At 34.2% G+C, this 18,012-nt stretch carries 16 protein-coding genes, 1 tRNA gene and 1 pseudogene; 3 read left to right on the forward strand and 15 right to left on the reverse strand.

The window, feature by feature from the left end; all coding sequences use genetic code 11:
* From bfr to AAGD66_RS05470, 3 genes and pseudogenes are all read right to left on the reverse strand, one after another.
* Window positions 1-477 carry a bacterioferritin gene (gene bfr, locus AAGD66_RS05460; RefSeq protein ID WP_077188433.1) on the reverse strand — a complete coding sequence of 159 codons (477 nt, stop codon included), beginning with the start codon at window positions 475-477 and terminating at the stop codon, window positions 1-3.
* Window positions 478-536: 59 nt separating this feature from the next.
* Window positions 537-1,034, reverse strand: a complete 498-nt coding sequence (locus AAGD66_RS05465) for an RDD family protein (RefSeq protein WP_265024536.1) — start codon at window positions 1,032-1,034, stop codon at window positions 537-539.
* Window positions 1,034-1,670: pseudogene (locus AAGD66_RS05470) on the reverse strand (HAD family hydrolase). Before AAGD66_RS05470 ends, AAGD66_RS05465 begins: the two are co-directional and overlap by 1 nt.
* Window positions 1,671-1,821: 151 nt before the next feature.
* Between AAGD66_RS05470 and AAGD66_RS05475 the strand changes: the two are divergent.
* From AAGD66_RS05475 to AAGD66_RS05485, 3 genes are all read left to right on the forward strand, one after another.
* Window positions 1,822-2,646 carry a hypothetical protein gene (locus tag AAGD66_RS05475; protein ID WP_264723808.1) on the forward strand — a complete coding sequence of 275 codons (825 nt, stop codon included), beginning with the start codon at window positions 1,822-1,824 and terminating at the stop codon, window positions 2,644-2,646.
* Window positions 2,647-3,503: 857 nt separating this feature from the next.
* Complete coding sequence (locus AAGD66_RS05480) at window positions 3,504-4,034, forward strand: phospholipase D family protein (RefSeq protein WP_015589462.1); 531 nt, start codon at window positions 3,504-3,506, stop codon at window positions 4,032-4,034.
* A gap of 109 nt (window positions 4,035-4,143) precedes the next feature.
* Entirely contained in the window at window positions 4,144-4,686 is a 543-nt protein-coding gene (locus tag AAGD66_RS05485) for a hypothetical protein (RefSeq protein WP_006279913.1), read from the forward strand.
* A gap of 338 nt (window positions 4,687-5,024) precedes the next feature.
* Here AAGD66_RS05485 and rnc read toward each other — a convergent pair whose 3' ends face one another.
* The 12 genes from rnc to AAGD66_RS05550 all read right to left on the reverse strand — a co-directional run bounded on the left by rnc (window position 5,025) and on the right by AAGD66_RS05550 (window position 17,948).
* Window positions 5,025-5,723, reverse strand: a complete 699-nt coding sequence (rnc, locus tag AAGD66_RS05495) for a ribonuclease III (RefSeq protein ID WP_006279914.1) — start codon at window positions 5,721-5,723, stop codon at window positions 5,025-5,027.
* A gap of 187 nt (window positions 5,724-5,910) precedes the next feature.
* Entirely contained in the window at window positions 5,911-6,987 is a 1,077-nt protein-coding gene (locus AAGD66_RS05500; protein ID WP_151807528.1) for a quinone-dependent dihydroorotate dehydrogenase, read from the reverse strand.
* A 130-nt stretch (window positions 6,988-7,117) separates the two neighbouring features.
* Window positions 7,118-7,189, reverse strand: a tRNA-Cys gene (locus tag AAGD66_RS05505).
* 5 nt (window positions 7,190-7,194) lie between these two features.
* Complete coding sequence (locus AAGD66_RS05510; protein ID WP_264724270.1) at window positions 7,195-8,091, reverse strand: class I fructose-bisphosphate aldolase; 897 nt, start codon at window positions 8,089-8,091, stop codon at window positions 7,195-7,197.
* A gap of 64 nt (window positions 8,092-8,155) precedes the next feature.
* Window positions 8,156-10,462 (reverse strand): AAA family ATPase, encoded by a 2,307-nt coding sequence (locus AAGD66_RS05515; protein ID WP_155969133.1) that lies wholly within the window; start codon window positions 10,460-10,462, stop codon window positions 8,156-8,158.
* A 203-nt stretch (window positions 10,463-10,665) separates the two neighbouring features.
* On the reverse strand, window positions 10,666-11,892 hold the full coding sequence (locus AAGD66_RS05520; RefSeq protein WP_038199603.1) for a DEAD/DEAH box helicase: 1,227 nt from the start codon (window positions 11,890-11,892) through the stop codon (window positions 10,666-10,668).
* A 35-nt stretch (window positions 11,893-11,927) separates the two neighbouring features.
* Complete coding sequence (locus AAGD66_RS05525) at window positions 11,928-12,179, reverse strand: cold-shock protein (protein WP_006279919.1); 252 nt, start codon at window positions 12,177-12,179, stop codon at window positions 11,928-11,930.
* A 174-nt stretch (window positions 12,180-12,353) separates the two neighbouring features.
* Complete coding sequence (locus AAGD66_RS05530; RefSeq protein ID WP_010081974.1) at window positions 12,354-13,688, reverse strand: TldD/PmbA family protein; 1,335 nt, start codon at window positions 13,686-13,688, stop codon at window positions 12,354-12,356.
* An 18-nt stretch (window positions 13,689-13,706) separates the two neighbouring features.
* Window positions 13,707-14,579 (reverse strand): ATP synthase F1 subunit gamma, encoded by an 873-nt coding sequence (gene atpG, locus AAGD66_RS05535; RefSeq protein ID WP_010081973.1) that lies wholly within the window; start codon window positions 14,577-14,579, stop codon window positions 13,707-13,709.
* 198 nt (window positions 14,580-14,777) lie between these two features.
* Complete coding sequence (locus AAGD66_RS05540; protein WP_155969131.1) at window positions 14,778-15,998, reverse strand: heme biosynthesis protein HemY; 1,221 nt, start codon at window positions 15,996-15,998, stop codon at window positions 14,778-14,780.
* Window positions 15,995-16,726 carry a hypothetical protein gene (locus AAGD66_RS05545; protein WP_038250643.1) on the reverse strand — a complete coding sequence of 244 codons (732 nt, stop codon included), beginning with the start codon at window positions 16,724-16,726 and terminating at the stop codon, window positions 15,995-15,997. Before AAGD66_RS05545 ends, AAGD66_RS05540 begins: the two co-directional genes overlap by 4 nt.
* Window positions 16,719-17,948, reverse strand: coding sequence for a lipoprotein-releasing ABC transporter permease subunit (locus AAGD66_RS05550; protein WP_341814444.1), 1,230 nt, complete (start codon window positions 17,946-17,948; stop codon window positions 16,719-16,721). The genes AAGD66_RS05545 and AAGD66_RS05550 overlap by 8 nt, the downstream gene beginning before the upstream one ends.
* Window positions 17,949-18,012 lie beyond the last annotated feature (64 nt).

Consider the following 18,012-nt stretch of genomic DNA (forward strand, 5'->3'; position numbering starts at 1 on the left):
CTATATTTGTGTTCTTAAATAGTTTTCAACACCCATTAGTTCAATAAGATCGATCTGTTTCTCAATCCAATGAAAGTGCTCTTCTTCATTTTTTAACATCTCTTCTAATAACATTACACTAACAAAATCCTTTTCTTTCTCAGCGATAGAAATCGTTTCTTTGATATCCTTAATACCTTTTCCCTCTAATTTCAAATTAGCTTCTAAGATTTTCCGTATTGTGTCTTTTGTAAACTTTCCATCATACTTTGATATTTCGTTTGTATCCTGAAAATTTGGGACTCCTTTAAATAACAAAATTCTTTCTGCCAACTTGTTTGCATGTTCAAGTTCTTCGTTAAGCTCATTTTTTACCTTTTCTGCAAGTCTATTAATTCCATTGTTTTTGAGAATCGCAAAATGCAAAAGATACTGGCGTACAGAAGTCAGCTCATTGGTCAATAATTTGTTCAAATGTTTTACTATCTCTTCATTCATAATCTTCCCTTAGTTCAATTCATCAGCATAATTTATATGATAACGATAGTTATAGCAACTCATTTAATAGTTCCTTTGATAACAACCGTATTAAATAGCATGTCGTGGTATGTCTGTTTTTTCTTAGAGAAGCAAGCAACTAGATACCAGCAGAGAGTGAGCAGCACCGTTAATATAGTGAGTAGCACTATTAATATATCGAAAGCGTTTATTAACACGTCCTGTTCTTGGAAAAGCTCGATAAGGATAACTATTATGTTATATAATAGAGAAAGAAAAAACTGAGAAATGCTTCTATCAAATGCTAAACTCAAATCTATTTTAGAACCGTCCAAGCTTATGGTATGTATGTTCATTAATTGCTGACCAGGAGTTGCTTGGGCTTTTGAAGATATAAAATATGTGAAGTAACTGCAATCTATACACATAGATGAAATTAACGGAAAATTCTTTAACAATAGTCTGATTAATAAGTTTGGAATTAATAAAATTGCTCTATCTATCAAATATGCGCAAAAGCGTCTTGTTATACTGGCAATCTCTGTAACAGCGGTCATTACCTATCTTCTAAATACTTTATTACAAAATCTGTAAGTTTATCAAAATGTTGAAAACATAACAAATCTTCATAACCGCTTATTGATTGACCGTATATAATAGGTAAACAATTGGCATTTTGTGCACACAGAACATCTGTGATGCTATCACCAACGAAAAACACATTTTCTCTATTTATAGGCAACGTACTCTCTTCTAATGCAAATAGCAGTGGGGTTGCAGATGGTTTATCTTCTGCAGTATCGCATGACCCAACCACTCTTTCAAAGTAGGAATCTAGTAAAATAGGCAACTTCTTTACGTAAATTAGTATTTTTCTTATTACTTACTATTGCTAGATAAATATTGTGGCTTTTCAGTGTCTGCAACATTTTCTCTACTCCTTGATTCAAAGCAATGTTTTGCAATAGTGCATCATCTAAATATTGTTGATATATCTGATTCGCTTTTTTCCACTGATCGCCAAATAAATTGACCATATAGCTCTTTCTCGACTCATGGGAATTTCTATCAGCAGCTTTATTACTATACCCCATTGAGTTTATGGTATGCTTAATAGCATTAAAAATGTTATCTTGAGTGTCAACTAAGGTATTATCCCAATCGAATACTACTGCTAATGGGCTGTTTTTCATTTCTATATTGTTATATATTTTAAATTAATAAGTAAATAACATTTTAATAAAAAAAATATAAATAGGACGCTCTACCACAAGTTATGTTAACTGTTTTTTATATAATTAGCTAACATACTGGTTATATGATATGTTTTAATAGGTAACAGGTATGGCCCAGACATCTAAAGAAAGTGTTGAAAAAAAGTTTAAAGATGTTTTTGAACGTTCTCCAGGTGCTTTTCCAGAAGGTACCTCATTAGAAAAGAAGGTTAATTATATCGCAAAAGGAACAGAGGCTCTAAAAGCTGTGAAAAGTAAGGAGCTTGAGAACAAAATGAAAAACGTTGCAGAATTGAGTCAGAAATTTGAAAGTCAAAAAGGACGTGCAGATGAAAAAGTACGTCAAGATTTTGAAAGAATTGCTGAGCTTGACCAACAATATAAAGGGAAGGGCATCTTCACAAGTGAAAAAGTTGCAGAGCCAAAAAGTGACAAAAAATTCCAAGACACTCCGAGAAAAACTACAACAGCAGTTAAAGACCTTGAACATAATACACAAAAAAAGACTACTGAAGCTTCTGTGCAAACAGCATCAGAGCACGATTCACAAACCGTTAATCCCTCAGTGAGCAAGAGTTCTGTAAAAGAGAAGCTCAACACTGAGCCGGACAAAAAAGATAACACGCCTCAACCACAAGAAAATCAAAAAGAAGAAGGGTTTTTGAGTCTTCTGAAGCGCTTTGTTAAGAAAATATTAGAAAAATTTTTAGGTGAAGGTGAAAAGGATGTAGAGAATGCTCGTGGCATGAAAGAAGATGCTCAAAGAGATACGTCAAATAACGAAGAGCAACAAAAGAGTAAGCAGCTTGATGAAATTTTAAAGGACAAAAGTGTAAGCGAGGGTTTGAAGCAGGCAACAAAGCTTGAGAACTCGGCAATAACGCCTGTTAATACTCCTAAAGTGAATGAAGTAAACACGGGTCGTGAAAGGTGATCCGCTTTCAAGCTTCATTATACCGCCACGAACCGTCATACCGCCGCGGTATCTCATCCGCTAACAAGTAGCGGGATGACGATTGTCAGGGTGTCATCCCAGTGTCCCTATGATGTCATCCCAGTGCCCTGACTACTTGGATCTAGCAAGCTTTGCTTGCAAATAAGTCTAATACGCGTCGCGTTTTATGCCAAAACACAATTGGAGTTACATGCAAAATAGATCCCAGTGTCAGCTACTCGGATGACAAAAAAAGGAGCACTGGGATGACACCATTTGTTGTATTTAACAAAGTTCGTACTTAGCTTCATGTTAGCTATAAACATTAAGAAATTTACCAAGCGAAAAAAAAGGCAAAAGAAGCCCCAGCTAATATCTATTTTAGAACATTGGCGTTTTTTAAGTCTTAAACACTGCAATTTAGCTGCTTTTAAATGCAACTCACCTTAGTTTAAATGTTTAAGAAATTTACTAAGCAGAAAAAAAGGCAAAAGAAAACCCGTGTTAGCTAGTTGTCACTCCCTAATCCTGCAAATTGGCGTACTATACTGTCTTAAACGACTTATAAGCGCGTTTCAGCTTGTGTAGGTAAAAACCTAGAAATATTGTGAAGACATAAGGTGCACATAGTGCAAAAAATTAAAAATAAGACGCCAACTACGTTGTTTTCTTGCTGTTTAATCTGCACAGATGAAGATAACTGAATACCTTCAGTTTCATGATAAGGGGGCTGGCGGAGTTTGTCAAGTAAGTTTTTTCGTTTCTAACGGTTGTTGCCAAAAACTATGCAAGAAGTCTATTGACAGGTGATTAAATTATAATGTAGCCTATCGCCGTATATCCGGGGGTGGGTTGTTGTGAGGCTTTTTCACTTTTTATTCTTGTTAATGTGTTTTTCTCTGTATTACTATGCGGGTTTTATATTTTCGCCCTGCCCAAAAGCTACGGTTTGCTTTTCACCTGGAGAAGATTGTGCTGTACCGATAATCAACGTAATAGATCAGTCTAAAAAATCTATCTTAGTTCAAGAATATACATTTACTCTTGGAACAGTTGCAAAATCTTTGATTAATGCTAAAGAACGCGGTGTTGATGTTAAAGTCATCTTAGATAAATCGCAACTCTACTCAAAATATAGTGTTATAAATGAATTATTTTCAGGTGGAGTACCAATTTGGATCGATGATAAGCCAAAGATTGCTCATAATAAGATAATGATTGTTGACAATCAAAAAGTCATCACAGGGTCATTTAACCTTAGTAAGACAGCTAAAAAAGGAAATGCTGAAAATTTATTAATTATTACAGATTATCCTGAATTGATTCAGCAGTATGTGAAAAACTGGGAGGCACGAATGTCACAATCTTACAAATACGCTCCCAACTAATCGAGAGCGCTTGCTCAAAATCAGTTTTAAAAACAGCAAGGGAGAGCTTTTTTGATTGATTGGCATAATGATTATGATATAATGAACTAAAAATTTAAGGAATAAAGTAATGGATTATATAAATGATGCTGCCGGTAGCTACACTGCTATTCATGATTTTTTTCAAAACAACGGTGTTGGAGATTACAAAGTTCAATGCAATTATGGTGGGGTGCCGTATGCTACTGATGAGTACGTGCATTCTGGCGATAAATTTTGGAGTAATAATTTCATAGACTCACATTTTGGCAGGGAAATAAAAATGTATCCTCAAAGTGAACTTTTAGCTAAAGAATATGCTGGAAATACGTTGCCAGTTTCAATATCACTAGATAAGGATTTAATAAAAATGAAGGAATGTCAGAAAAAAACGAAATTTGTGGAACTAGAAAGGGAGTCAGGTGATTTAGTGCATGATAAGCAAAAGTATGTAAAGTGTTACACAACAAAGCTATCATATGATGATGTACATATTTACAATAACGATAAAGTTTCAACATTTAGCATAAAATACGACGTGCCAAATGATCCGAAATACAGTTTAAATATAACATTTACAAAGGTTAATGATAATAAACCAGGATTTTGGCAGAAATTTAAAAATATGTTTTAACGTGACCATTCACTGGTTTTTACTCAATCAACCAACAACAGTTAATATCAAATTTTTATAATTAAAAAATATGCTATTTTTTAAAACTTTCATTCTCCTTGACTCTGTCAACTTCACAAAACAACTCTTGGACCAAATGTATCTGGCATAACACCTTTTGGTAACTTGCTACTTCTTTTTTTCCGCATCTCCGACAACAGCCATTGATATTCCACTACATAAGGCTTGATTTTTGGTAGATCAACTTTTTTATGAATAATACTATGCTTCTCCTTAAATTGACCATTTACCCTAAACGCTATTAGCTTCCTTAAAATTTACATTAATGCCTATTTTGCCTAAACTGAAGCGTCTTTTCCAATTTTTTCTAGCATCAACTCAGCAGCTTTTTGTTCAGCAATCTTTTTACTAGAAGCGCATGCAGAAACTTTACCATAATCTTCTATGCAAACTGATATAGTAAATTCAGGATTGTGCGCTGGTCCAGTTTGTTTTACAAGCTCATACTCTGGTAAAGGCAATTTGTTTTTCTGAGTCCACTCTTGCAGTGAGGTTTTAGGATCTTGAGGGGGGTCAAGCATGCCTTTAGCTAGCTTTTCCCAATATTGGATAATAAATTTTTCAACATTTTCAAGCCCGCCATCAATATAAATTGCACCTATTAGTGCTTCAAGCGAGTTTTCTAAATTTTTTAAGTTACATCTCCCTCCATTGCAGCGTTCACTATTATTCATGATGATAAAGCTGCCTAATTTTATTTCTTTAGCAACATTAGCAATGGTATTGCCACAAACTAAATCCGTCTTTCTTTTTGCCAATGCTCCTTCTTTTTCTTCAGGAAATAGTTTAAACAGTGTGGCAGATACAACCATATTCAAAACACTATCGCCCAAAAACTCTAGTCTTTCGTAGCTTACAATCTGGTTTTTGCTATTCCTTTTATTTACGCTTGGGTGAGTTAGTGCCTCTTCTAATATTGCATAATTTGTAAATTTATAATCAATGATCTTAGATATTGCATCATTCAAACTCTTCATACCCATTATTTAAAAGAATAACACTTCCTACCACACCTTTATACCAAAGAATTAGTTTTGTTTTATTAAAATAATACCAACAACTTCCAAAATATACAGTTTAATAGACTTCTTGCATAACCATTATTTGAATAATGATTCATCGATGTTATTCCAGTGTCGGCTACTTAGGTGACAGAGAAGATGCTTAATGTATACAACCCACCACCTCACTAATGTTACTAAATCCATCTCTCCTTATTAGTTCTGCAAGTTCTAGATTAATTTTGTTTACAACTTGAGGTCCGTGGTATATGAGAGCAGTGTACAACTGCACCAAAGAAGCTCCTGCCTTTATTTTTTTATATGCATCAGCACCACTTGAGATTCCTCCGCATCCTACCAACAATATTTTGCCCTTAGTAAGTTTGTACATATCGCTCAATAACTCGGTTGAAAGTTTAAACAGCGGTTTGCCACTCAACCCACCACTCTCGTTGTGGTGGGAATGTAAGTTATTCCGACTGATCGTAGTGTTGCTCACTGTTAATCCGTCAATCTTATATTCCAACGCAAGCTCAGCGATATTTTCTTTCGTTTGCTGATCTATATCTGGTGAGATTTTTAATATTATTGGTATGGATTTAGAATTATCAATTGATTTCCGGGTTAGAGTTACGGATTTCAACAATTCCGATAATTCTTGCTTATTGTGCAGATTGCGTAAATTAGGCGTGTTTGGGGATGAGATGTTCAGCACTATATAATTGCTTTTTCCATATACTATCTTTATTAAGTCAACATAATCGCTGATTTGGTCCTTTGATGTACTGTTTTTTCCTATGTTGATGCCAAAAATGCAATCATCAAGCTTGGTTTTATCTATTTGTTTAAGAAAGTAGTCTATTCCTTTATTGTTAAATCCCAATCTGTTAATTACCCCTTGATCTTTAATTAACCGAAAAATTCTTGGTTTTTTGTTTCCATATTGTGGATTACGAGTTACAGTACCAGTTTCAATAAATCCAAAACCAAATGAAAGCATAGGCCTTATAACTTCTGCATTCTTGTCAAAACCTGCAGCCAGACCCACGGGGCTTCTGAGCTTATTACCAAAAAAATTCACACTCAAAGATTCTGGTAGCTCTATAGGATTCTTATAAGGTATTTTCTTTAATGCCATAATTGCCAAAGAGTGAGCAACTTCGGGCGGCAGTAAAAACAATAAATCACGTAATATCATTTTGTAAAACACTTTGCTTATTTTTAGTTTATTTTTTACCATGAAACGCTATAAGAGTATAACCATAACTTGAAAAGAAATTGATTTTACTTATGAATAATTTTCTCTATAGGTTACACACTTAAAGCTACTGTTGAATTGAGCAACTTTTACAAGATATAGAAAATGAAAGAGGCCGGGACCGGAATTGAACCGGTATAAAAGGATTTGCAGTCCTCTGCATAAGCCATTCTGCCACCCAGCCGTTTTTTATGTGTAGATATCCATTATATCTTTTAGCATAGATAAAGCTTCCTCCCTTTTGCGTTGGAAAGTGTTACGTCCAATGATTGAACCATTACCACCACCCTGCTTAATTTCTTTCGCTTCATTGCATATGTCATTCACTGATTTCGACTCGCCACCAGAAAAAACTACTATTCTTTTTCCTGCAAAACAAGATCTTTTAACATATTCAATTCTTTTAGGTAATGATTCAATATTTTCTGTTTCTATTTTCTCCCTTTCCAAATATTTAGTTGGAAGTTTTACTTTTATTATATTAGCGCCAAGCAAAGCTGCCATGTGTGCAGCATAGGCAATAACATCAACCGCTGTTTCACCTTCTTTGGAAATTCCTTCACCGCGTGGATAAGACCATAACACTACTGCAAGCCCATAAGATTTAGCTTCAGCTACGATTTCACGGGCTTCTTCCATCATATCGAAACACTTAGCAGAACCAGGATATATAGTAAATCCAACAGCCAAGCAGCCCAAACGCAGTGCATCTTTCACAGAAGAGGTTATTGCTTGATCAGAAGTCAGATTCTTCGAATGTAAGGAGTTGGAACTATTAAGTTTCAAAATAAGTGGGAGCATTCCAGCATAAGTTGAAGCACCAGCTTCAATCATACCAAGTGGAGCAGCATATGCACTTACTCCCGAATCAACTGCAAGCTGAAAATGATAATGTGGGTCATAAGCATCAGGGTTAACTTCAAAACTTTTTATTGGCCCGTGTTCAAACCCTTGGTCTACAGGGAGAATTACTAATTTGCCAGTGCCGCCAAGCTTTCCATGCATGAGAATACGAGTAAGATTTGCTTTTACCCCAGGGTTTTCACTTTCGTAGTAGCTTAGGACTTGTTTTACTTTATCACTTATCACTATAATTCAAATTGAATTTAAGTTATAGATTGTAACAAAGATGAAGTTCAATACAAGGATTTTAAACTATATCAAAAGCAATTTTATTTTCTACTTTATTCATATAGATTCTTAATTTCTTTCCTTTTATTAATTTACGATTCAGTATTTCTTCCGCTAAGTAACTTTTTATCTCTTTTTCAATAAGTCTCTCTATCGGACGTGCTCCCATTTCCTTACTATAACCCATTTGTACAAGATAAGATTTCACTTCATCCTCTACCAAGCAGTTTATGCCTTTTTGCGTCAGCTGCTTTTTCAGTTCCTGAATAAATTTATCTACAATATGCAGAATTATATCCGCATTTAAGTCAGAAAAAGAAATAATCGCATCAAGACGATTACGAAATTCAGGGCTAAAAACCTGTTCTATCGCTTTTTCACTATCACCAGTGTTAAATTTTTTATGCCCAAAGCCAACAAAACTTTTGCTGCGTTCAGCTGCTCCTGCATTAGTTGTCATAATTAAGATTATATTGGAAAAGTTAACTTTACGTCCGTAAGTGTCTGTAACGCAACCATAATCCATAATTTGTAGCAATATATTATAGATATCGCTATGAGCCTTTTCAATTTCGTCAAGCAGCACAACACTATATTGATTATTAGATACAGACTCTGTGAGTAATCCACCCTGATCATAACCTACATATCCAGGAGGAGAACCAATCATCCTTGATATCGTATGAGACTCAATATATTCGGACATATCAAAGCGTATAAGATTCATGCCCATGCTTTCTGCTAATTGTTTTGCTAGCTCGGTTTTACCAACACCGGTTGGCCCTGCAAAAAGATAATTTGCTAAAGGCTTATTGTAATTTCTCAACCCAGATTTAGCAATTTTAATAGAATTAACAAGAGATTCTATTGCCTGCTCTTGGCCAAAAATCACCTTCTCTAGATTAGCTTTTAAAGACTTTACTTTCTGCAAATCATCAGATTCAGATCCGCAAGGCACATTTGTAATTCTAGTAATGGTATTCTTAATATCTCTACTATTTACAATTTTACCCCTGTTTCTTAGCAATTTACAATATGCCCCTGCCTCATCAATAACATCAACCGCTTTATCAGGTAATATTCGCCCAGTAATATACTTATGCGAAAGTTCAGCCGCAGACCTAATGGCATTCTTTGTATAATATACTCCATGATACCCTTCATAGTAGTGCTTTATACCATCTAGTATCTTTATCGTTTCGTTAACAGAAGATTCCTTAACATTAATTTTTTGAAACCTCCTCGCTAATGCTTTATCTTTTTCAAAACTATTGCTGTATTCTCTATATGTAGTTGCACCTATACAACGCAGTGTACCTCTTGCAAGCGCAGGTTTGAGTAGGTTACCTGCATCAAGAAAGCTACCACTTGTAGAACCTGCTCCAATGATAGTGTGTATTTCGTCAATAAAAAGGATAGCACCTGGTTTTGCCTCAATCGCTTTTATTATAGATTTTATTCTCTCTTCAAAATCACCTCTATAGCGTGTCCCTGCAAGGAGTGACCCTAAATCCAAAGCATAAATTATACTGGACCTGAGCGCACTTGGAACACTGTTTTCAATGATTTTGAGTACCAAACCCTCAACTATTGTGGTTTTGCCAACACCTGGATCTCCAACATATAAAGGGTTGTTTTTTCTACGCCTCAATAATATTTCTATAGTGCGATTTAATTCATAATCACGACCAATAACATAATCTATTTTTTTGCTTCTTGCATAGTCATTTAAATTTTTACAATAACTTTGTAGAATTTCCTCATCTTTTAGTAGCTCACCTTTATTTACTGTAGTAGGAGCATCATTATTTTTATCAAGTTTTACTTTATGATTAGTGGTGTATTCATCTATATCGTTAGAGTATTTCATGTTAGATATGTGGTAAATCAAATTGGAATCTTTCGCACTTTGTTTCTGCAATAGATCTTCAACGTATAAATCTTGCCCAGACAAAATTTCTACTAGAACACTTGCTCCATTTATTTCTTTTTTCCCCAAGCTATGAGCCCGTATTATTGCTCTGTGTATTATGCATTGAAACATTGAGCTAGGTTTAACTCCACTGATAATCAATTCAGAACTGCTTTGTAAAAACCCTTTTATATTATTATTATAATCATTAGCCTTAATATTGCATCTTGATAGAATGTTATCCATACTGATGATTTCATCGGCTCTGATATTACATCTTGATAAAACGTAATTTACATCCACGTCTTTAGTTAACGCCAGCAATAAATGTTCTACTTTCGCATATTTAAGATTAAAATTAGAAGCAATGAATAGTGCTCTATTCAAACTTGCCTCTAAGTTTTTGGAAATCATCTCCTATTCTCTTTAAAAGTGGGAACTCATATATAATGAATAGCACACAATTATTAAAAAAATTGAAATCCAGCAGTTCGCTGTAGCCAATTTGAATCCCACTCTGGATCTACGTCATAGCACCGCAATATCTCAGCATAGATTCCGCTAATGAGTAGCGGAATGACGAGTTTTACGCTTATCAAATTGTAGGTAAATCCTATTTAATACGCTTTTTCTAGTACTCTGCTTTTCTTCTTAAATGCATTGATCTTTTTTCTACCGTATTTAGTCTTTAACGTACTTGGCCTTTTAAAGACCTTTTTGCTGTTACGTTTTTTAAATTGCACACTACAATCAAAATTTAGCTCTCCTTCTTTGTCTGCCAGTGCAGGCAGTCTTCTCTTATCTTGAGGTGTAACAAAAGATAGCGCATACCCTTCAGCTCCAGCGCGTGCAGTTCTACCTATACGATGAATATAGTCAGCTTGCGATTGTGGTGCATCATAATTGATAACATGTTGAATGTGGGGAATATCAAGGCCGCGAGAAGCAACATCTGTTGCAACCATGATTTGATTACGGCCACGACGAAAAGAATTAATGACCCTTTCGCGCTTGTGCTGCCTTAAATCACCATGAATTGCTAAAGCGCTATAGTCATCTTTGTGCAATCTGTTAGCTAGCTGATCCGCTCCTCGCTTTGTTTTGACAAAGATAATGATTGATCCTTCGCGCTGACATAGTTGTGTAACAAGCTTTTCATATTTTTCTGATTCTGATGCATAAACAATTTCTTGCTTAATTTTTACAGAAGTTGTAACCTCACAATCAACAGAAATACGTTCTGGTCGATTAAGGTACTTCTCAGCAAGTTTTACTATATCTCCAGGAAGAGTTGCAGAAAACATAAGAGTTTGCCTTATTTTAGGCAAATGCTTCATAATTTCTTCAATCTGAACTCCAAAGCCCATATCAAACATACGATCCGTTTCATCAAGCACAAGAACGCTAACATTGCGAGTAATCAAAGTTTTACGCTCAATATGGTCTATAATACGACCAGGAGTACCTATTACAATTTGTGGTTTTTTCTGAAGCTGATTTAGCTGCCTAAAAATAGGCTCACCACCAATCAACAAAGCGACCCTTAGTGCAGAATTTTGAGATAAGAGTTTTCTTATCTCATTTGTTACCTGATGCGCAAGCTCTCTGGTTGGCACGATGACTAAAGCTGAACCAGTGTTAGGCTCATTCAGCAACTTAGCAACCAACGGAATAGCAAATGCTAAAGTTTTTCCAGTCCCCGTTTGAGCAGATCCGAGAATATCTTTACCTTGTAGCGCTAAGGGAATCGCTTGTATTTGAATCGGAGTTGGGACGAAAAGATTATTTTTATCTAGAGCTTGTCTAAGCGAAGCTGGGAGACCCATCTCATGAAAATTATTCACAATACGTTAATCCTGTTAAAAGACTTCATAATAGATTAATCTTCCAATCTTAAATTTATTGCAGATTTTTTATCTTCTCCGTTTCTACCGCGCTCCTCTTTAACCTCATAACTCACCCTTTCTCCTTTTATTCCCTTCTCTTTATTCTCTCCTTTAAGTGCCTCAGGTCTTATTCCCGAACGTTCCAATGTGCTAATATGTACAAAAACGTCACCCCCTTTACCTTCTGGCTTGATGAAACCATAGCCTTTTTCGGCATTAAACCATTTTACATTACCAAATTCCATTTAAACAACTCCTAAATTATTAACTAACATTACTAATGTGATGAAAAACTTTGGAATTACGATTGAGAATGCTTTAAGCTTAGCTATTGAAACTAAACCTTTATACTCCATAGTCTATTCTTAACATTACATGACAATAATACACAATTGTTGTACTTGATGCAAATAAATTTTTTAATCGTTAAGCGAACCTGCAACCGTCATTTCGCTAACTTTAATCGTTGGTGAATTAAATTGCCCACAAAAAGTTAGATCATCTGCAACGACTAAATTGCTAAACATATCCTTCAAATTGCTAGCAATGGTAATCTCATGTATTGGATACGTTATTTTTCCATTTTCTATAAAAAATCCGGAAGCGCCTTGGCTGTAATCGCCATTGATTAAATTGACACCAAAACCAAATAAATCAGTTACATATATTCCCTCTTTCACTTCCTGAATTAATTCTTCAAACGATACATCACCATTCTCAATGTAGAGGTTACTAGCTGCAGGAATAACTGCAGCATTACTTGCACGAGTTGCACTTCCGGTTGTTTCTGAGTCTAATTTTCTAGCCGAGTATAAGTCTAAAATCCAATTTTGTAATATTCCGTTTTTTACAAATATATTTTTCTTGCTAGTTATCCCTTCTCCATCAAATGGTCTCGATGCTATGCCTCTTGGCAACAATGGATCATCGATAATATTAATTCTATCGTTGAAAATCTGAGCGTTTAAACTACCCCTCAAGAAAGAACTGTTGCTTATAATACTGCTCCCATTTATAGCAGAAGCAAAACTTTTTACTAGCCCTTTTGCTGCTCTTTTTTCAAAAATAACTGGAAATTTACCAGTTTTCATTGTACGTGAATTCAATTGATCAACTGCTCTTTTTGCTGCTTCTTTTCCCATTAACTCTGGCAACTTTAAATCACTAAAATTACATGCTATATCATAATCGTAACCAACCTTCATTTCACTTTCTCTTCCAGCAACAACAGAGACCTGATTAGCAAAGGTTGATTTACTAAACGAGCCAATAAAACCAGAAACAGTCGATAATACTGTATTCACTAAAGCGTATGAAGAAGAGGCTCCTTCAGAATTAGTGATACTCTTATGTGCAAGGGCTGAATTTTCTGCAGCTTCAGCAATTTCTTTTAGGTTATCAACGGTTACAACATTATTATCTGAGATACTTAAATCTGCAGAAGAGATATAATTACTACCATTTACAGCAAAATTAATGCAAGGATCTTCTGGCGCATTCTTTGCCATTTCTACCACTTGGCTTACTGTATCACTCAGATTATTCAAATCGTTTGTAGAAATATACGCAGCTTTGTTTTTACCTGCTATAGCTCTGATTCCTACAGTGCAATTTTTAGATTGTGATATTTGCTCAATTTTTGATAGACGCTGAGAAACTGAAGTCTTATTAGTTTCATATATTGTAACTTCCGCATCTTGATTTTGCTTTTTTATTAGTTTAGTAATATCTGCTGCAATATTTAATATATTCATTTTCTATTCCTTAGATTTCTATAAAGATTCTGCACCACCTATAACTTCAATTAAATCAGTCGTAATCGCTGCTTGACGAGAACGATTATAAAGCAATGCTAATTTGTTCAGTATCTCTTTAGTGTTTCTGTTTGCTGATTCCATAGCAACCATTCTAGCACTATTCTCACTCGTTGCACTTTCAAGTAAAGCAGAGTAAAGAGCAATTACAACGTAATCTTGAACTAAAGATTTTAAAATAAATTCAATATTTTGTGGTTCATACTCATAGCCGTAATCTGTTGTTGGACCAGCCAGAGAGCTATCAATCAAGGATGAGTCTTTACTCCATGGTTTTATTGTTTCCAACATTGGTTTTTGCGTGAAGGTATTATAGAATTTACTATAAAAAACTTTAACTTTATCGTATTTACTTAAATCTATACCATCAACCAAAGCTTCTACGTGCTTTAACGTGATTCCCTTACTATTTTCAATTTTTAAGATACTTTTAGAGTCAAATCTATTTTTACCTACATCAAAAGCTTTTTTACCAAGAAATACAATATCTACTTTTTTGCCATTTGCGATTGACTTATTTACACGCTCTTGACTAAATTTGACAATAGAAGAGTTAAAGTTGCCGCACAAGCCACGATCAGACGCAATAATGAATACTAGGTAAGAACCGTCGTTACTGACATTTAGAATTTTTGCCAGTAATTCTTGATCAACTGATAGCATTAATGAAAAAATAATGTTATGCAGCTTAGATACATATAATTTTGAATTTAATAACTTCTTTTGGCTTTGTAACAACTTTGCTGCAGAAACCATTTGCATTATTTTCGTGGTTTTCTGTACAGACCTAATATTCTTAATTCTTAAGGATAATTCCTTTAAGCTCTTCATTTTGTATACAACCCTGATTTATTAAAATATATAACTGTTAGTGTCTAAAAGCAAGTTTTTTTGACATTAAAACCAAGTCTAGCTAAGAAACTTGCAGGTTTATTGTTTGGAGATAAGGATTATATTAAGAAAGTGCTCTAACTTCAGCAATATCAATGTGAAAGTAGCCTAATGGTAATTTCTACACTTTGTGGAATTTTATAATATATAATAAACACAATTAAAACTATTACAACTTGAACACTTATGATCCCATTGTTCTAGTTCCCTGTTACAATTTTTACATTTCCAGCCTGGATCAGGCAAAGCTTCTGAGTCCATCTTGTTTAGCCAATAAATTACCTTGTCGTGTTCTTGCAATGTAACCTTGAGTTGTATTACAATAAAGTAGATTGACATGTAATTAGCTTTTTTCATAGCAGTGTCTAAATATTGACTTGCAAGATCATATTTACCTGAACTCATTGAGGACAAAGCAAGTAAACAGTAACTAAAATAATAATCAGGGCGTAAGTTGTATAGTCTTTCAGCACCTTTACTATTTAAATTGATGTACATTTTAGCTGACTGAGGAGTAGGATTTACTGTATACTCTGCCTCTAGCACTGCAGAAGCTTTTCTGATTTTTCCAAGTTTAATATATAATTCTGCCTTTAAATAATTGATGGGCTGAAAAATTGCACTATAACGTTGTGCTCTAAATAAAGACTTTATAGCCTCCTTAAAATTTCCTTTACTTTCATATTGCTTTGCTAAAGCGCAATAAAACACTGCAAACATTTCTTTATGATCAAAGGGGAGAAAAATATTGGACTTAACTGCTTCCTTCAACCTCAAAATTGCATTAATCCAATCTTCTTTCAATATGCAATGCTCTATTTGAAAGGGAATAGATAGCATTTTATCGTTAATTGAACTAGAGCAATATTCTATAAATTTTTGAAAGACTACTTTTTCTTGTTTGAGGTGGACAATCAGCTTATTGGCTAGAAGTAGAGCTAAGTTACGATTTTTATTTGCAATATTTGTTAAACCGTTACTGAAAAAGCTGTAATTTCCCGTCTTACCTGAGTTAAAGAGCTTTATTAAAGACAACCTATCGCTCTCCTCACTCAGACTTTTAACTAGCTTTTGGGCATTCTCTATATTGTCTAAGTCTATGCTAAAGAAAGCTTCAAAGAGAAGCAATTCTTCCCTATCCCTTCTTCTATTTCTTATGTTGGCAAATGTTGATGAAATGGAGGAAAAAAAGCGTACAAGTGTAATTAATAAAAATAATAAAACTACACAAGTAAAAATAATGAAATATAGATCAATACTTATAGTGTAATTGCCTAATTCCAATTTTATTACTTCACCACTTACCTTGACCCATATACCAAATAAAAACGAAAAAGCGAAAATTATAAAATAAATCATGAGATATATTGTAATAAGTGATGATATATTGTTGAAATATTCTTAGAAGCTACAATAAAACCATTCAATTTATTCAGCCATGGCTTGAATTCTGAATGCGTTAAATTGCTTACTGTAACAGTTATATTTTGCCAATCATTATCATTTATTGACTCCTCAATTTCTGCGAATTTTACTCTTAATGGATCATTTCGGTCGTCTACCTTTATCCAGTTTGAAATGATTTTTTTAGACAATGTACTTTTGTTGTAATCGATAGTATCAATAGTTTTTTCAAAAGATAACTTCAATTCGTGTAAGGTATTTATCTCTTTCAAATTTTCTAATTCATCTACTGCATTTTCTATCTCTGGATCGTCAAGCTCTGATATCAAAGGCTTTATTGAATTTATATGGTTATCAAATTTTGCTTCTCGCAATAACGAATTCTTCATTTTAACCACAAGTAATAGCAATTTTGCAAGGTTCTTACATCTTGAGTTATTATCACCTTGCTCACATTGAGTATGCTGACTTCTCTTGAGGTCAAATATCTTTTTTTCTATTCTAGATTGATTAACTTCAAGCAACATTCTAAATTCATCCATGTTTTCCGTTAAAGCTTTCACATTGTTTTCACTCTCTTGCTGATTTATTTTTAAAAAGATTATGTTATTTATTGTGATGTAACCGGTAAATAACAATACAATTAAGAACCAACCTATGTACTTTTGCTGAGTATCATTCATAACGTAATATCTCCGCAGGATCTTGTGCAGCTGCCTGTAATGCAGGAGCAATTGTCGCTAAAAATGATAAGAATAATGCAAGTGCAGAAATGTTCACTACATCTTGAGGAACTAATATTACTGGCAAACTTGAAAAAAAGTATATCATAGGATCAAACAGCTTGACATTAGTAATGTTTTCTAAAAACACTCTAATGCTTTCGATATTGAGAGAAAAAACGACACCTATAATACAGCCAAGACAAGTTCCCGTAAAACCGATTAATAGACCACAAGCACAAAATATGCGCATAATGCTTCCACTTGTTGCACCAAATGTACGCATAATTGCAATCGCGGATTTCTTTTCTCGCACTATCATCATTAAATTTGAGATAATATTAAACGCTGCTACAACTATAATCAAAGTAAGAATTAAAAACATCACATTTCTTTCAGTTTTTAAAGCACTAAAATAATGGCTTTGCTGTGATTGCCAACTTTCAGCTTCCATTCCTATTTCTTTTTCTATAGCATCTGCCAGCTTATCAGCTCTAGTAACGTCGTCTACAAGTACTTCTATATTTTTTATGCTATTTTCATAATTAAAAAAGGCTTGTGCTGATTTTAGAGGCATATATATCAAGGTATTATCATACTCAAACATACCCATATCAAATATTGCTATAACTTTATATTTTTTCATTCGTGGCATTTCACCAAGTAATGCATCAAATTCTTCAGATGATATAAACGTAATTTCGTCGCCATAGTCAATGTTCAAAGCTTCTGCCAATCGTGCTCCTATTATTATCCCTTCATCAAATTTTTTTACATCACCTATAATTACATTATTTGTAACGGCAGTACTATCAAGCAAGTCTTTAGTTGACACACCTCGCACTACGCTACCTGCAATTTTACCATTTGCTGCAATAATGACTTGATCATTGGTCATAGGAGTAGCTTTTAATATACCAGGAATTCTCTCAATAGATTTTGAAACTGCGTAGTAATCTGAATTTATGTTCCTATCAAAATAAACGTTAATATGGCCATCAATGCCAAGTATTGAGTCAAGCAACTTTGCTCTGAATCCGTTCATCACAGACATCACCACTATTAGTGTTGCAACTCCAAGGGCAATGCCGATAATAGAGAACAAAGTCATTATAGAGCAAAATCTGGCATTTTTCGCTCGCAAATAGCAAGCAGCCATAGTAATTTCAAAGGCAATGGACATTACAAAATATTTTGAGGTTAGACATTATATTTTTGAAACTTCGTATAATTGTAGACTTTTCTTT

This window comes from Wolbachia endosymbiont (group A) of Dendrolimus pini (genome assembly GCF_964026835.1).
Taxonomy (GTDB): domain Bacteria; phylum Pseudomonadota; class Alphaproteobacteria; order Rickettsiales; family Anaplasmataceae; genus Wolbachia; species Wolbachia pipientis.

Excerpts from the sequence above, each read along its gene's own strand:
- atpG (WP_010081973.1), bottom strand. The coding sequence starts at position 14,579 with ATGAAGAGCTTAAAGGAATTATCCTTAAGAATTAAGAATATTAGGTCT.
- AAGD66_RS05475 (WP_264723808.1), top strand. The coding sequence starts at position 1,822 with ATGGCCCAGACATCTAAAGAAAGTGTTGAAAAAAAGTTTAAAGATGTT.
- AAGD66_RS05530 (WP_010081974.1), bottom strand. The coding sequence starts at position 13,688 with ATGAATATATTAAATATTGCAGCAGATATTACTAAACTAATAAAAAAG.
- AAGD66_RS05540 (WP_155969131.1), bottom strand. The coding sequence starts at position 15,998 with ATGATTTATTTTATAATTTTCGCTTTTTCGTTTTTATTTGGTATATGG.
- AAGD66_RS05525 (WP_006279919.1), bottom strand. The coding sequence starts at position 12,179 with ATGGAATTTGGTAATGTAAAATGGTTTAATGCCGAAAAAGGCTATGGT.
- AAGD66_RS05550 (WP_341814444.1), bottom strand. The coding sequence starts at position 17,948 with ATGTCCATTGCCTTTGAAATTACTATGGCTGCTTGCTATTTGCGAGCG.
- rnc (WP_006279914.1), bottom strand. The coding sequence starts at position 5,723 with ATGAAGAGTTTGAATGATGCAATATCTAAGATCATTGATTATAAATTT.
- AAGD66_RS05500 (WP_151807528.1), bottom strand. The coding sequence starts at position 6,987 with ATGGTAAAAAATAAACTAAAAATAAGCAAAGTGTTTTACAAAATGATA.
- AAGD66_RS05515 (WP_155969133.1), bottom strand. The coding sequence starts at position 10,462 with ATGATTTCCAAAAACTTAGAGGCAAGTTTGAATAGAGCACTATTCATT.
- AAGD66_RS05545 (WP_038250643.1), bottom strand. The coding sequence starts at position 16,726 with ATGAATGATACTCAGCAAAAGTACATAGGTTGGTTCTTAATTGTATTG.
- bfr (WP_077188433.1), bottom strand. The coding sequence starts at position 477 with ATGAATGAAGAGATAGTAAAACATTTGAACAAATTATTGACCAATGAG.
- AAGD66_RS05485 (WP_006279913.1), top strand. The coding sequence starts at position 4,144 with ATGGATTATATAAATGATGCTGCCGGTAGCTACACTGCTATTCATGAT.
- AAGD66_RS05465 (WP_265024536.1), bottom strand. The coding sequence starts at position 1,034 with ATGACCGCTGTTACAGAGATTGCCAGTATAACAAGACGCTTTTGCGCA.